The organism is Caballeronia sp. EK (assembly GCF_014384845.1).
GTDB classification, from domain to species: Bacteria; Pseudomonadota; Gammaproteobacteria; order Burkholderiales; family Burkholderiaceae; genus Caballeronia; species Caballeronia jiangsuensis.
Map to the genome: position 1 here is coordinate 355,249 of NZ_JACSUE010000005.1, position 14,827 is coordinate 370,075.

Genomic DNA, 14,827 nt, shown 5'->3' on the forward strand with positions numbered 1-14,827 from the left:
TCCTTCAAAGCCGCCATGTGGCTTCGCGCGGTTTGCTATCCTTGTGGCCTTTCGCATTTGCGGTCGCCACTGAATCCCGTGACCGTGCTGCAGCCGTCAGTTCACGATAACGCTTCATCCATGCAGAATCCAATCACCTACCTTACCGAGCACCCGTGCAGCACGCAATCGTTGTCTGAGTCAGGCATCGCCGAGATACGTGCACACTATCTGAACGTCGTGCTGCCGATATGGCGTCACGCTGGCTTCAATGCCGCGATGGGTCTGCCGTTCGAAGCCATCTCATCAGAGGATCACATGCCACTGCCGCCCAAACGCTATCGTGCGATGGCATGTGCGCGACAGCTCTTCGTATTTTCCGAGATCGGAGATCTGACGCATGCTGCAACGCTCTTCGCATCGTTGCGGCGCTACTTCTACGATGGGCAAAACGGTGGGTGGTTCTACAGCGTCGATGAAAACGGCGCGCCGCTCGAGCGCCAGAAAGATCTCTATACACATGCGTTCGTCGTGTTCGCCTGTGCGCATTACGCGAGAATCTCAGGCACCAAGGCGGCATTCGATTTAGTCGATGAGACTGCGAAGCTCATCGAAGCACGCTTCGCCACTGGCGATGGACTGCTCAACGCCGAGGTTTCCGAGGACTTCAGCGCGACGCAAACCGGACCGCTGCAGAATCCCCTCATGCACCTGGCGGAAGCATGGCTGGCGGCGCGCGAGGCGACCGGCGACTCGACCTACGACGTCCGCTTGGCCGCGCTTTTGCGAAGCGTCGCACGCACGTTCGTCGACGAGGCCACGGGCTGCATCGCCGAATTACCGATCGGCTCAATGGACAATCGGATCGAGCCTGGTCACCAGTTCGAATGGTTTTTCCTGTGCATGGGAAGCGATAATCCGGCGTTCGTGTCGGCGGGTCTGGACCGGCGGCTCGCACGCGCATTCGACTTTGCGGAGCGGCATGGCGTGGACGAACGCTCGGGCGCAGTCTATGCCGCGCTCGATGAGTCAGGCAGCGTAATCGACAGCACCCAGCGCATTTGGGCGCAGACCGAGTACTTGCGCGCACTCGCGACGCGTGGCGTCGCCGCCGATGTGCTCGGCGCGCAAATCGAACGCTACCGAAGACGATTCCTACACGCGCGAGGATGGGTGGAAAGTCGTTCCGAAGATGGCGCCGTCTCGCGCGCCGATATGCCTTCGACCACAGCGTACCATCTTGCCACGGCCTACGCCTCGCTGCCCCGCTGAAGCTCGCCCAGCGCCTTCATATGTGGCGTGATTGCCAGACGGCGCCGACGAACGCATTCGCATCGAGGGACGGCAGTCCGTGGGCGAGCCGGTCGCCGTCTAGTTCGATATCCGGATTCGGAACGAGATCGAAGGCTCTCGATACGTTCGACGGCGCGATTCCGGCCGCAGCAGTAACCGACGTCGCGAAGAATCAAACATCGGTAGGATCATCGCGCAGCATGCCATTCAGAGAACGTACTTCTCTTCTCCTCACGAAATATCCATGCCATTAGCCGGCCTAGCCAACCTCGTCGCCCCCAGTTTCCTTATCGTCGCCGTGCTCATGATGTTGGCGTGGTTCATTGAAAGGCACTCGGAATTCTATTCCCGACTGGTGGACCGCGAACAGGCAGCCAATCGATTCCATTCGATCGACGGACTTCGCGGTTTTCTCGCCATTTTCGTGCTGCTGCACCACTGCGTGGTGAACTACTTCTTCTACTCCGTCGGGCAATGGTCAACGCCACCGTCGCGCATAGCAACTCTGTCAGGACAAGGCGGAGTCGCCATGTTTTTTATGGTGACATCGCTGCTCTTTTGGCATCGGGCTTTGACGCTCAAAGGACGGCTCAATCTGCGGCGGTTCTTCTGGTCACGGATTCAGCGCATAGTGCCAATGTACATGGCCTCTGCCTTTATCGTAGTCTTTGTAGCTTGTGCTCTGACGCACTTTAGCCTGCACGTTCCACTCTCCCAGTTCGCAAAAGACTGTTCTGCTTGGCTGCTTTTCACTTTCCCGGGCACGCCCGCTGTCAACGGATATTCTGACACGCCTTTAATCAATACGGTGTATTGGTCACTTGTATACGAATGGAAGTTTTACCTGATTTTTCCAATACTGATTTTCTTTGCAAGCGGCTTCGCTTCCTTCATTGTTATCGGCGTATGCGCGTTACTTATTTACTGGCATTCATCCAGTAATGTCGAGTGGTACTTCATTTACGGAGCACTGACGGCAAACGTCATTTACTACCTTCCCTCGATCGGGAAGATATTGGCTGGCTCTATGGGATCTGTTGCTCTCGTTGCGTTGCTGTTCGTGATCTCCAGGACCGCTCAAACCGCTTATGATCCTCACCAGGCGCCGCTATTCTTCCTGGCATTCTTGATCATTGCGAGTGGCAACACGCTGTTCGGAGCACTGACTTGTCGACCTGCGCGAGTGCTCGGCGCAATTAGCTACAGCGCGTACCTGATTCATAACATCATCCTGTATCTCGTTTTCCGACTCGCGAACCATTTCGTTCCGATTGCGTCGCTGAGATTGGAAACATATTGGTGTATCACTGCGGCGATTGGCGCGCTTACCGTTATTTGCTCCGCGATCACTTATCGGCATATTGAGCATCGCTTCATGAAGTTCGGGATCCCAACGAGCATGCATGTCAAGACCTCGCTCCTACGCCGTTTCGGGCTTCGCTGATCAATCGCTCTCATGACGCAGCACTCTTAGAACCGCCCCGTCAAGATATCCATTATTGACCATCGAGCGAGAGTAGGCATCCCGTCGACGAACTTTCAGCGGCGGTGATGACCCCCTCCAGATTTAGCGCTGCTGACTGCGCGGCTGAGCACGGTGGTTCGGCTGGACAGCTCGACGGACCCGCCCGCAGTCTGCACGATGTAAAGCGACTAGCGACCGATCCGAGCCACCCGCTGAAGCGACTTCAACTTCGCGGGTGCATCACAGATGAATCAAGCTCCTGCAAATGCGTACCGCTGCTCCCTCCAAATCTATGTGCGGCGCCGGGACAGCCAGCGTAACGGAGCGGTTATGCGCCAGGAACGGCTCTTCAGCAGCTGATTCCATTGCTCGTCCGATGCCGCTCGCTGCGCCGCTAACTGTTCTCGCTCCGCTGTCAGTCGATCTCGTTGTACCGACAGCTGATCTCGCTCCGCTGTCAGTCGATCTCGTTGTACCGACAATTGATTTTTCTCAGCCAGCAATTGGTCCCGACCCGCCACCAGACTGTCTCTCTCCGCGGTCAGTCGTCTTTGCTCCGTCAGCAACCGCTGATTGGCGATTGCCATCGCATCTTTGTCTGCGTCCAGTTGTCTCTGGCGCGCAACGAGAGATTCGATTTGACGTGGATACAGTGCCCTCGCAACTTCGTCCGTGCCAATCGCAATCACTTCCATATCAATGACGATCTGCTCGATACCGTTCCGAAACTGCTCGGGTACGTCGATCGAATACTGCGGGTCGTCATTGGCGAAACAATATTGTCCATCGTTTACGCACAATGCATTTGACGGAGTGGCACTGAGACTCGCTTCGCCGGCTTTGCCTGACAGTTTAATGCTATTGACCCGCGCGATGACGTGATCGTTGACCGGATCAAATCGTAAACACCGAACGCTGGCACCTTCTGGAAAACCATCGAACGCGTAGCGATTGGCGCCTCTGAAAACTGGCTTGGGGATCGACTCCGTCTCATTGAATCCTGGACCGGTATCGAAGTAAAGCTGCGCATGCTGCATGTTTGCCAGCGTGTACCCCGTCAGCAGGGTCGGCGCTGAGGCATTGGAGCAATCCTTCAGTTGCAGAGCGTTGAAAATCTTCGCTCGCACTGCTTCAGGCGCCAACATGTGAAGCAGCGAGCCTGATCCGTCCAGTGGGTACACATTGTTTTCTTCCGGAACCTCGACGATGCGATTCAGCTTGAGCCCTTCGGCCAACGCATACGCGAACGAAGGATTCCCGATGAACAAAGCGGCATTCTGCAGAAGTCTCGCGAGATCGAGAAAGCTCTTCGTCTGGAACGCCGTGCCTCCAATGTTTCTCCGCTCGATTTGATCATGCCCTACTCCGACGAAGAAAACCCGTTCCGGCGGTACATTGCGGAAAAGGTACTCGTAGTACGCGTGGTCGTAACGGCGATAGCGGCTCGTCAGGCCAACGACGATGTACGGCTGCGTCTTCGCTGGTGTCTGGTCATCGTCCGAGCCCAACGTGACCCAGGGTTTCGCGCCATCGACCATCAGGTTGAACGGCACACCATGAGCGTACAAAAGATGCAGCCTGGGATTGGTAAAGCTTGCCCGAAACGAATCCAGGATGTAGTCGACGCCAAGTTGCGCCGGATCGGCATATTCCCAAGGAACACCGGATTTGATAATCGATACGCGCCGAATAAATTCCTGCGCGAGCAGCAAAGGTGCGAGTGCCTTCGCGGCTTGCTCATTGAGCACCCGCCCGCCGAAAGCCGGATCAGCACACACGTTGAGAATCACGTGATTGACTCCGAGCATCTGACAGGTCGGCAATGAGTAAATAACATCGCCGATGTTGCCTGAATGAAGCCCAGTACACCACTGTTCGGTGCTGTGGCTATCGGAGGCGGAAAACTCGGCAACGACCGGAATCGCGTCAAGGATACTCATGATGCTTGAATGCCTCCCTGCACAAGGATGAAGATTAAGAACACGCTGCCGAGACAGCCTGACTGAAACTGGTCCGCACGTCTGAAAGGACGTCAGTCACGATGCGGTTCGCTAAGCGACCGGCGCGAAATCTCAACCTCGCAGAAGTGCGCTTGAAGTACGAGAAGGGCGCGGTGCACTCGACACTTTCAAGGCATCCCCGCCCTTTTCAGCTAGATTTCCGCTGAACCGGGCGCCTCGAATTCGGCTCCGACTCGCTCCTTTAAGCGCTTTCGGCATTCCGACTTTCATGCGAAGCGCAACATCGCATCGATCCATCTGCATGCGCCAAACCGCCCATTGCCGAGTGATCTGGTCACGCCGACTCTTCAGGCATGAAATCGGCGATGAACGCCTTCACTCTTCCCTTGAGATCATTGAACGCGTTGGTCCGGAATGATCGAAGATCCATTGCTTTCTGGCGACACTGCTCTGCCGACGTCTCGGCCGCGAGCCCGAAAGCCTCTCTCACGCTATGAATCGGCAGGAAATCATTGAACGGCTTCTGTGTGCTCCGCAATCTGAAGTTGTTCTCTTCCGCCAGCAGAATGGAAGGAACACCAGCAGATAGCCCTGCTATCGCTCCATGCAGCCGAGTCGAGATAATGGTCGAATACTTCGAGAACTGAGCCAGAAAGTGATCGGGCTCATAACTGTACATGCACGGATGCTTCAGGCCGAGGCGTGAGAAACGCATATGCTCGTCGATATAGAGACTGATGATATCCAATTCGATTCTGCCCTCAGCCTTCCGCAACTCAGTGATCAGGCCCTGTACCAGTTCTTCCCCAATGCTTTGATTCGGCGCCCCCGAGCTCTGCACGATCACTCCGACACGGTGGCGCATGACCCATCCTTGAGACTCATCGGCACTGTAGAACGCCGGGCACGGCAGCGGGATTGCTTTTGGCGTCGATAGCTGAGCATTCAGGCACTCAGCGAGGTCAGGACTTCGCGTAGTGATGAAGACATTACTGCGATCGAGCACCTCGACCTCATAAGGCGCGAGTTGCGGCATATCAGTGCCCGAACCTGCTCCCAACACTAGGACCGGAACGTCCGGATGCGTCAACAGGCAGCGGTAAATTCGTTCGACGGGTTGGCCGAACCATTCCGGGGTACCGGCGAAAACGACGAGATCGACCACGTCAAGCGAGGGATCGCGCATTGAATTTGTGAGGAAATCCGTTCGCATCCGACGATCGATCCAACGGTCAATGAACAGGTCGGGATTGCGGTTCCATAGCAGCCAGTTCTGGTCGGTTCCCAGAATGTTCTGCAATAGCCTCTCGACGCCTTTGCGGATGAACTCATCTCCAGGATTCCATTGGCGACTAGAACTCACGAGAATGTTCATGCGCTTCATTGAGGCTCCTCTATTCTGAACTTCGAGGTGGACGAAATTATGCCACCCTTCAAGTATGGCGCTGGCGCGATGCAGTGGCATTCCGGTCGCCGCGCAGAAAACCGATAAATCATCTCGTCAGCCTATTTACGAAAGACCATTTCGTTAGGGATTCGCCGCTCCCACATCTGCGCGCCCGAGCACCCGAGCGCCGATAGAAACTGATGCAGCGCGTCTGCGTCGATCGCGTATCCGGTGCAATAGTCCCGATCAGGAAACGAGATGCAAGTCAGAGAGTTGCAGGGCGAACAGTTCACCACTGGCCCTAATACCAGGTTAGGCCGCGTTTGCTTCGCAAAGAATCGCTTCGTACTGACATGTTTCGGGTGCGTCGATCCAAAAAACGATATCTGCGGGATATCAAGAATCGCACCGAAATGAGCGGTCCAGGAGTCGACGCCGGACAGGGCACTGCCTCGAGCGAGAATCTCACGCCACTGCGAGGGGAGGAAATTCTGCAGAATCGCACCGTCGCAACACTCCAGCCGTCGGTCCTGCGCACCGCCGATCTGAACCAGCTTGAACCCGTGCTCGTGAACGTGCTGCGCGAACTCTTGCAGGATATGCGGCGGAATGGACTTCAAACTCCACCCGCCAAAAGGGTGCACGAACATGACGTTCGACCCAAATTCGCGCATCAGTTCGTCGGCCACGCGCCGTTGTTCGTCCGTCGACAGCGGCTCGATATTGCCCAGCAGCGTATCGAGAGGCAACCCGACCTCTTCGAGCATGTATTCGACCAGGTTCAGCCCCGTTTCCGACAAGCTTCTCGACGGATGGCAGCGCGCGATCAGGGGAGATGCGTCGGGACGCTGTGACACCGCGTGATATGCCTGGAGCAGAAGCGGATAAGTGTCTTCAGCTGACGCGATCGGAACATCCACCGCTTCTAACGGAAGGTCGGGCGCGAAATCACGCACCCACGACATCAAGCCGCGCGCAACGTGCAACCGAACAAGCTTGCCCAATCCGACCGCATGGGCGGCCACCTGAGTCGCGAGCACGACATCACCACGATGGAACGGACACACAAGTTCGATCCGTTCCGACTTCGCGTGCTCCGCCCGTCGATCGATCAGCCAGCGCCAGTCGTGCAGCGCTTCCCACGGCGCCCCCGCATCGGTGGGTTCGCCCCGTTGGGACCACGCAGCCGCCGGCGCCCGATAGATATTTACCTGACCCTCGGCAAGCCGCAATGAGTAATCGGCGACAGCGATGTTCGTGATGAAACGCGGGTCGAACACTCCGTTTGACTTATCTGCAATCAATGAGCGTGGCCCGCCGAAGAGGCCGCGAATGAAGTTTGAGACCGGCGGAGCCGATTCCGCGAAATCGGCAGCGAGGTCGTTGTGCGGCGACACCGACGAAGGATATAGCCTGACGTCCAGCGACTGCGTCGCGCCCGGAAGCGGCCGTCCGCTGGTCGCGGCTGAAGGCAGGTTCGTTTCCATGCGCTGGCCGTCGGGTCCAAACAATTCGCTGATCACGACCGCCTTCTCGCCTCGCGCGAGCATAGCCTTGAGCAAATACTCGAAGCACCCCTGAACCGGCACGAGGTCGCGGCCAGCAATCCAGATGTACTTGCCGCTCGCATATCGCATGCCCTCGTTCATCGCATCGGCGAATCGGAATTCCTGACGCGCGTACGGCACGACGACAATACGGGTCAAGGGCAGACGTCTTCCCCATGCAAGCCGATGATCGCGAATCGCGACGAGCCTAGGCTCTTCAGCGGTGGCATCGACAATAACCAGTTCGCCCAAGTGAATGCGTTCTAACCGAAGCGCATCGACAAGCATCGCCACGTTCGGAAATGGCGTAAAGCCCGCGACGATCATCGACGACTCTTTCGCGGCCCGGACTAGCGTGTCCGCTGTAATAGGATGTGCATCGTCGAAACGTCCCTGCACGCCCGACAACGTCGCGCGTGCGCGACCGAGTGCTTCTTCTCGGACGGACGGCGCCGCTGGAGTGCGAAGGCTCGACGCGACCTGTCTGATGACGCGCCGGACGCCGCGCTTGAATAATGTGTCGGCCATGGGAGCCTATTCCAGCCAAGGTTTATGAGCACGCGGCGGAAACGCCAACGAAAAATCTTCACTCGAAACTGTGAGATTGGGACTGTAGAAAGGATCCCGAGCAATCACTTCGGCCCAGTGAGACAACATGTAAGACCGTTCTCGCGCGTCCCGCTCAATCTGCGCCGCGCTGACGTTGTTACCGCGGGACACCGACTCGAGGTGATACAACTCGGCAAACGGCGTGTAGACGACATCGTAGCCCGCCGCCCTGATCTTCAGGCAAAGGTCGACATCGTTATATCCGACGGTCAGGTTTTCCTCATCATAGCCGCCTACTTCCTCGAATGCCGACTTCGGCACGAGCATGCACGCCGCGGTGACAGCCGAGAGATTCTGCGTGAGCAGCGGCCGGCCGAAATAGCCGACGGAGTTTCGCGGGAAATGCCGGTGTCCGTGCGCGGCGACTCCGTATAAGCCCATGATCACGCCGGCATGCTGTATGGTCTCGTTAGCGTAATAGAGCTTGGCGCCTACGGCACCAATGCCCGGACGACTGACCTGCGCGACCATTTCGAGGAGCCAGTCGTCGTGAATTACTTCAATGTCGTTGTTGAAGAAGCCGAGGATTGATCCAGTGGCCATGGCAGCAGCGCGGTTGTTCAACGCGGAGAAGTTGAACGGACCGTCATCGCGAAGAATCTTCACGCGCGGATCATGCCGAACCTGCTCAAAGAATTGCAGCGTCTCCGCCTCGATGCTTCCGTTATCGACGATGATGATTTCGAGATCATCGTAGCGCGTCGAGTGCATCAGTCCTTCCACTGCCGCCTTGAGGACATTGAGACGATCCCGTGTAGGAACGATGAGCGAAACGCGCGGCAAGACATCGGGCGCTTTGCGCTTGATGCGCCACCAACCGGGAAACTGAGTGATCCCGACGACTTCGGCGGTCGGCTCCGCTTGCTGGAAATACTCCACCAGCGCGCGGCGAGCGGTTTCGACCGACGAGTCCGGATTGTCGGTTGAAAAGCTCGTAACACCAGGAAAAATGCGCCAATGGTAAAGCACATGCGGAATATGGCGAATCTTCGATGCTTCCGTATGCATCAGGAAGCGAAGCACGAAGTCATAGTCCTGGCTGCCTTCGAAGCCGACGCGGAAACCATCGATCTTGCGCGCGATCGACGTCCGGTACACCCCCATGTGCGCAATGAAATTCTGAGAATAGAACAGTTCTCTGTTCCAGTCGGTCTTGAAGTGCGCATCGTGACGACGATCGTTCTCATCGACCTTGTCCTCGTCCGTATAGATCAGGTCGACGTCCGGATGCCGCACGATCTCGTCTGCGACCATATAAAGTGCGTGCGCAGGAATGGCGTCGTCGTGATCCATCAGCGCCACGAACTCGCCTGTCACGATTTCGAGCGCTGAGTTGCTCGCGGCCGATATGTGTCCGTTCTTCTGCCGGAACACGACCTTCACGCGGCTATCGCGCTCCATGTACTCTTCGAGCACACGACGAATCTCCGGAGAGGGTGATGCATCGTCGGCAATGCAGAGTTCCCAGTTTTCGTAGAGTTGCCCCAACACCGAATCCAGCGCCTTGCGGAGATATTTAGGACGCGTGTTGTAGACGGGCATCAAGACCGAAATCAGCGGTTTGACGGGCATGGCCGCACATTTCGCACGGATAGCGGCGATATCGTCCGGAGTAAGCGAATCATGCAACTCGACCCACGCGCGATATTCGCCGCTGTCGTGACGGCTCGTGACACCGCCTTGTAGAAGTGTTTTCGCCAGCCCGAGATTGCCTTTCACGATTGCCCGCACGAGTGCCGTGCGCTGCCCCGCGTCCAGCGCGCCGAAAGCTTCGCGCGCGAGACCGAGCTTACTGAGGTTGCGGACCGACAGATGACGGATGGTGAATCGTACGCCGCTCTGGTCCGTCGGATCAAAGCGTAATGAACGCACGTCCGGCGGCAGAACGATCAGACGCCGTTCGAGACCTCGCTTATAGCTGGCGATAGGAAACGCATGGACCTGCGAACCGTCGTGACCGGAGAAGGCATAAAGGATCGGACTGAGTTGTGTTCCGCCTGCTTCGATGTCCAGCTCGACCATCGCCCAACCGGCCTTCAGGCCGGTCCAAGCAGGAGTGACATGAAACTGTGGATCATTGCCAGTACTGACGAAACCCGACTTCGTGACTTCGACATCCACTATCGGCGAGAACGGCGGCCGCGACCGATTCGCGGCGAAACGCATTGGCATCACGGCGAGATCCTTAGCCATTCGCGCGGCCCTCGTCAGCACGCGAAGCGGCGCCGACAAGCGCCAACTCCACGAACATTTATAAGCGTGCAAGGCCGCGTCCAGCACTCCGATGCGTGCGCTGAGCTGATCGATCGACGCCTCCGCGTGCTTCTTCTCGCGCTGCAGCCGGACTATCTCCGCACGCGCTTCGAAAAGACTCTTTCCCAGTGAGTTCAGCGATGCGGCCTGCCGTGCGATTTCGACATCACGCTCAACCAGTGGCATCGCCTCGGCATTCGTAGTTTGCGCGAGATTCGTTTGTTGGAGTTCAAATACGCCGGAATCCAGCTTTGGCAGTTCGACGCTCGATGCGAGCGCGACAAGACAGGTCGGATCGACCACTCCGCTCGAGCGCCTCACGGTGCCGGTGGACTCTGCCTGCACGAAGCTCGCGAGCGGACCGTTCCCTTCTCCCAACAACGCGGACCCGTGCACAGCTCGCTGGCCATAGATTGAAACGTTTGAGAAACCCGCGTGTAATAGCCGTTCGAACTCGTCGCGATTCACCTTCGTGCCGGAAGCGATCAGCACGCCGCCTGGTCGCAAAACGCGCTTGATTTCATCGAGCATTGCAACGCAGTGTGCTTCCGGTCCGAAATCGACGACGACATCGACGGCTGCATCGCCGAGTGGAATTGCTGCTGCTCGTTCACGGAACGCGATGTTGTTGCTTTGATAACGCTCGCACGCATGACGCACCGCCTCAGCGGATTGCTCGATGCCGACGACACTGCGTGCCTTCCGTGCGAGTAAGGCAGCGCCGTGGCCGTCGGTGCAGGTCAAATCGAGTACGTCGCGTCCGACCGCAACTTCCGCCACGCACAGATAGCGATGTTCCAGTTCTATCTTGCCGTGTTGACCAGGAACGTAAAGTCCGCCAGTAAATTTCATGGTTTCGTCGTGTGTGGCTTATTAGTCGAACTGTCCAATGCGCGGAGGGCATGCCAGCGCAAAGAACCGTCCTCCATTGATTTCGAGGTTCGAATTATAGAAAGGATCAGAATGGAGGCGATCGCCCCAACGCCCGATCATAGTATGTGCTTCCTGTTCGAGACGCCTTGCTCGCGCTCCGTCACGGTCAGGCCCTCGCGTCGCCGATTCGTGATGAAACAGCGCGGCGTACGGCACATACACATTGTGGTACCCGGCCTGCGTCAGCTTCAGACAGAAGTCTACGTCGTTATACGCGACCCTCAGATGTACTTCGTCGAGGCCGCCAACTTCATCATAGCGATCCTTGCGCACGACCAGACACGCGGCGGTCACGGCGCTCACCTCTTGCGCAAGCACTGCACGGCCGAAGTAGCCTGGATCTCCCCGATGCAAGCGGTGATGCAGATGACCAGCAACGCTATTCCCCGCAAGCACGACGCCACCATGCTGCAGCCGCTCATCGCCGTACCACAGCGCCGCGCCTACCGCGCCGGCGCCGGGCTGCATGGCGTAGCCGCACAGCGTGCCGAGCCAGTCGGGATCGCTGACTTCGATATCGTTGTTCATGAGACAAAGCACGGTTCCCCCTGCGCGCGCCGCCGCCGCGTTGTTCAGTGCCGAGAAATTGAACGGAGCGTCGATTCGCAGAACTTCCGTATTCTCCGCTTTCTCGTACTCCCGCAGCAGATCCAATGCTTCGGGATCGTTCGTGCCGTTGTCGATCAGGATGATTTCAAACGAGCCGTAGTGCGTTTTCGCCCGAATGCTCTCGACGCATTGCCGCAGCAGGTCCGGACGGTCTCGCGTTGGGATCAGAATGGAAACGAGTGGTGTCGGCTTCAAAACGTCGAATCGCACACGCAACATGGGCGAGCGGTCGTTCAACGGCTCCACCTGAGCCTTGCGGCCGCTTTGCGCCAGATGATCGCGCACGGCGCGCAGCGCCGCATTTCTCGCGTAGGGTTTCGCAGCTACGTTGGCCGCCGTGCTGCTCGCATCGAGCCGCCAGTGGTACAACACGTGGGGGATATGCACGATCTGATCCGCGTCTACGCACAACGCGCAGCGAAGCGCCAGATCGTAGTCCTGACTTCCCTCCATGCCTTCGCGAAAACCGCCTGTCTCCCGCAACAACCTTGCTTGAAACACGCCAAGATGGGAAAACATGTTCTGCCCGAGCATCAGCACGGGATTCCAGTCCGACTTGAAATACGGCTCAATGCGGCTGCCATCGGCCGCCAGCTTGTCTTCGTCGCTGAAGAACATGCGTGCATCGGGATGGCGCGACAGATAGCGCACGACCATCAGTAACGCATGCTCCGCAAGCAGGTCGTCGTGATCGAGCAGGGCGATGAATTCGCCAGACGCCAGCGCGCAGGCGTCGTTGCTGGCGGCGCAGATATGACCGTTTGCCGAACGCCGCATCACCTTGATGCGATCGTCCCGCCGCGCATAGTCGCAGAGCATGGGCCATACGTGCGCTTCGGTCGATGCGTCGTCACAAATGCACAACTCCCAGTGCGGATACAACTGGGCGCGCACCGACTCGATCATGTCGCGCAGGAATGCCTGCGGCGTGTTGAACACGGGCACGATCACGGAGATCAACGGCGCAATTGGGAGCGCTCCGGCTTCAGCCCTAAGTCGCGCGCGCATCGTATCGTCGATGCTGTCGAAATCACGCACCCACCGGGCGTAGTCATCGCTCCTGCCTGCGCGTGCGATCATCCGGCGCACGCCATGCATGCCCTCGCGCCGCACGACGCTCAACAACGCACGCGCAACCGGCAGCGGACCGCCGCGGACGCGAATGGCCTGCCCGACGGTTCGCAGCATTTGCTGCGGCGATAGAAGCACCGCGCGCCATCGCATGAATCAGACCTGCGCCTCGTAGGCGGCCACGACTTCTTCGACGGGTCCAAACGCTCGCACCTTGCCTCGCTCCATCCAGAGCGCCTTATTGCAGACCCTGCGGATTTCCGCATTCGCGTGCATCGCAAGCACGACGATCTCGGCCCGGCTGTGCAGGTCGGCGAGGCGCTCTTTCGCCTTGTGCATGAACGAAGCGTCACCCACGCCCATAACTTCGTCGAGCAACAGAATTTCCGCGTCGACGGCGGTCGAAACCGCGAAAGCGAGACGTACGCGCATCCCGCTGGAATACGTTCGCAAAGGCAGGTCAAGATAGTCGCCGAGTTCGCAAAATTCCGCGATCTCGTCGGCCTTCTGCTTGATCTCGGCATCTGTCATGCCGAGGAGCAGGCCGCGCAGACGAATGTTCTGATATCCGCTGGAGTTGTCGTCCATGCCCAGACTTATGTCCAGCAGCGGCACGATCTTGCCTTCGCTCGTCACCGTTCCGGTCGTGGGGGAATAGATGCCGGCCATGGTTCTGAGTAACGTCGACTTGCCCGCACCGTTATGCCCGATAAGCCCGATGCGGTCACCGCTCTCGAGACGGAGATCGACGTTGTCGATTGCGCGAACCACGATCACGCCCGCATTGTCTTCGGCGATCGTATTGCGCCGACCCATGCGCAGCACTTGCTTTTTCAGCGAGCGTCCCTGGACGTCGTAGATCGGCAGGTCTAGCGTGGCGCCCTTCAATTCAACGAAAGCCATGATGGACTAACCTCAGACCCAGTAAGGGATGCGTTTTAGAAAACGGCCCGTCATCGCGAGCGCGAATGACCAGCCGACCAGCGCCATGCCGATCGTCACTATCCAGGTCAGGTCGCTCGGCCCCTGGCCAATCAGCGGAGAACGGACCAGTTCGATGAGATGCGCGAGCGGGTTGTATTCGACGATAAACGAGAAGCGCTTGAGCGCATCAGGGCGATAGATGATGGGTGTTACATAGAACGCGATCTGAATCAGCGCCGCAATGATCTGCGGAAGGTCCCGGAAACGCGCGGACAACAACCCGGCAACCATGGCGATCCACATTGCATTGAGCATGTAGACGACCAGTGCTGGGATGAAGATCGGTAGCGTGACCCAACTCTTGACGCCAAAAATGACGAGCAGAACGAGCACGATCAGGAAATTGTGGGCAAGGATGACGAGATTGCGCCAGACCACCTGAAGGATATAGATCAGCTTCGGTGTCGCCGCCTGCCGGATGTAAGTCCCGCTGTTGATGTATGCGACACTGCCCTCCTGCACAGTCTGCGCAAACGTCGTCCACATGACGAGGCTGATGGAGAGAAAGGGTAGATAGTCACGCATGCTCATGCCGAACAGCGTGCCGTACACTACGCCGATCGATCCGATCATGACGCCCATGCTGATAGTGAGCCAGAACGGTCCCACTCGCGAGCGCGCATAGCGTTGACGAACCTCGAGCCAGCCGAGAAGTGTCCATAGCCGCCAGGACGTAAGACTTTGCCGCAGGTCTGCGGATGCAGATTTGAACATTGTAGGTCTTTCAACTCCGTTA

General features: G+C 57.9%; 9 protein-coding genes. 2 read left to right on the forward strand and 7 right to left on the reverse strand.

What is annotated here, in order from left to right; all coding sequences use genetic code 11:
- Positions 1-120: 120 nt before the first annotated feature.
- The gene (locus tag IAG25_RS17175; RefSeq protein ID WP_187606131.1) at positions 121-1,251 is read left to right on the forward strand and encodes an AGE family epimerase/isomerase; all 1,131 of its coding nucleotides are present in this window, start codon (positions 121-123) and stop codon (positions 1,249-1,251) included.
- A 265-nt stretch (positions 1,252-1,516) separates the two neighbouring features.
- A complete protein-coding gene (locus tag IAG25_RS17180) occupies positions 1,517-2,716 on the forward strand; it encodes an acyltransferase family protein (protein WP_187605918.1) in 1,200 nt (399 codons plus the stop codon).
- A gap of 311 nt (positions 2,717-3,027) precedes the next feature.
- Here IAG25_RS17180 and IAG25_RS17185 read toward each other — a convergent pair whose 3' ends face one another.
- From IAG25_RS17185 to IAG25_RS17215, 7 genes are all read right to left on the reverse strand, one after another.
- On the reverse strand, positions 3,028-4,677 hold the full coding sequence (locus tag IAG25_RS17185; RefSeq protein ID WP_187605919.1) for a hypothetical protein: 1,650 nt from the start codon (positions 4,675-4,677) through the stop codon (positions 3,028-3,030).
- 355 nt (positions 4,678-5,032) lie between these two features.
- Entirely contained in the window at positions 5,033-6,082 is a 1,050-nt protein-coding gene (locus IAG25_RS17190) for a polysaccharide pyruvyl transferase family protein (protein ID WP_187605920.1), read from the reverse strand.
- A 122-nt stretch (positions 6,083-6,204) separates the two neighbouring features.
- Positions 6,205-8,160, reverse strand: a complete 1,956-nt coding sequence (locus tag IAG25_RS17195; RefSeq protein WP_187605921.1) for a glycosyltransferase — start codon at positions 8,158-8,160, stop codon at positions 6,205-6,207.
- Between the two features lie 6 nt (positions 8,161-8,166).
- A complete protein-coding gene (locus tag IAG25_RS17200) occupies positions 8,167-11,346 on the reverse strand; it encodes a glycosyltransferase (protein ID WP_187605922.1) in 3,180 nt (1,059 codons plus the stop codon).
- A 21-nt stretch (positions 11,347-11,367) separates the two neighbouring features.
- Positions 11,368-13,134 carry a glycosyltransferase family 2 protein gene (locus IAG25_RS17205; RefSeq protein ID WP_255503765.1) on the reverse strand — a complete coding sequence of 589 codons (1,767 nt, stop codon included), beginning with the start codon at positions 13,132-13,134 and terminating at the stop codon, positions 11,368-11,370.
- 129 nt (positions 13,135-13,263) lie between these two features.
- Positions 13,264-14,010: an ABC transporter ATP-binding protein gene (locus IAG25_RS17210; RefSeq protein WP_187605924.1), complete on the reverse strand. Its 747-nt coding sequence runs from the start codon at positions 14,008-14,010 to the stop codon at positions 13,264-13,266.
- Between the two features lie 12 nt (positions 14,011-14,022).
- Positions 14,023-14,805 (reverse strand): ABC transporter permease, encoded by a 783-nt coding sequence (locus tag IAG25_RS17215; protein ID WP_187605925.1) that lies wholly within the window; start codon positions 14,803-14,805, stop codon positions 14,023-14,025.
- Positions 14,806-14,827 lie beyond the last annotated feature (22 nt).

Bases quoted from the DNA above. Each gene is read 5' to 3' on its own strand.
- IAG25_RS17175 (WP_187606131.1), top strand. From the start codon at position 121: ATGCAGAATCCAATCACCTACCTTACCGAGCACCCGTGCAGCACGCAA.
- IAG25_RS17180 (WP_187605918.1), top strand. From the start codon at position 1,517: ATGCCATTAGCCGGCCTAGCCAACCTCGTCGCCCCCAGTTTCCTTATC.
- IAG25_RS17185 (WP_187605919.1), bottom strand. From the start codon at position 4,677: ATGAGTATCCTTGACGCGATTCCGGTCGTTGCCGAGTTTTCCGCCTCC.
- IAG25_RS17190 (WP_187605920.1), bottom strand. From the start codon at position 6,082: ATGAAGCGCATGAACATTCTCGTGAGTTCTAGTCGCCAATGGAATCCT.
- IAG25_RS17195 (WP_187605921.1), bottom strand. From the start codon at position 8,160: ATGGCCGACACATTATTCAAGCGCGGCGTCCGGCGCGTCATCAGACAG.
- IAG25_RS17200 (WP_187605922.1), bottom strand. From the start codon at position 11,346: ATGAAATTTACTGGCGGACTTTACGTTCCTGGTCAACACGGCAAGATA.
- IAG25_RS17205 (WP_255503765.1), bottom strand. From the start codon at position 13,134: ATGCATGGCGTGCGCCGGATGATCGCACGCGCAGGCAGGAGCGATGAC.
- IAG25_RS17210 (WP_187605924.1), bottom strand. From the start codon at position 14,010: ATGGCTTTCGTTGAATTGAAGGGCGCCACGCTAGACCTGCCGATCTAC.
- IAG25_RS17215 (WP_187605925.1), bottom strand. From the start codon at position 14,805: ATGTTCAAATCTGCATCCGCAGACCTGCGGCAAAGTCTTACGTCCTGG.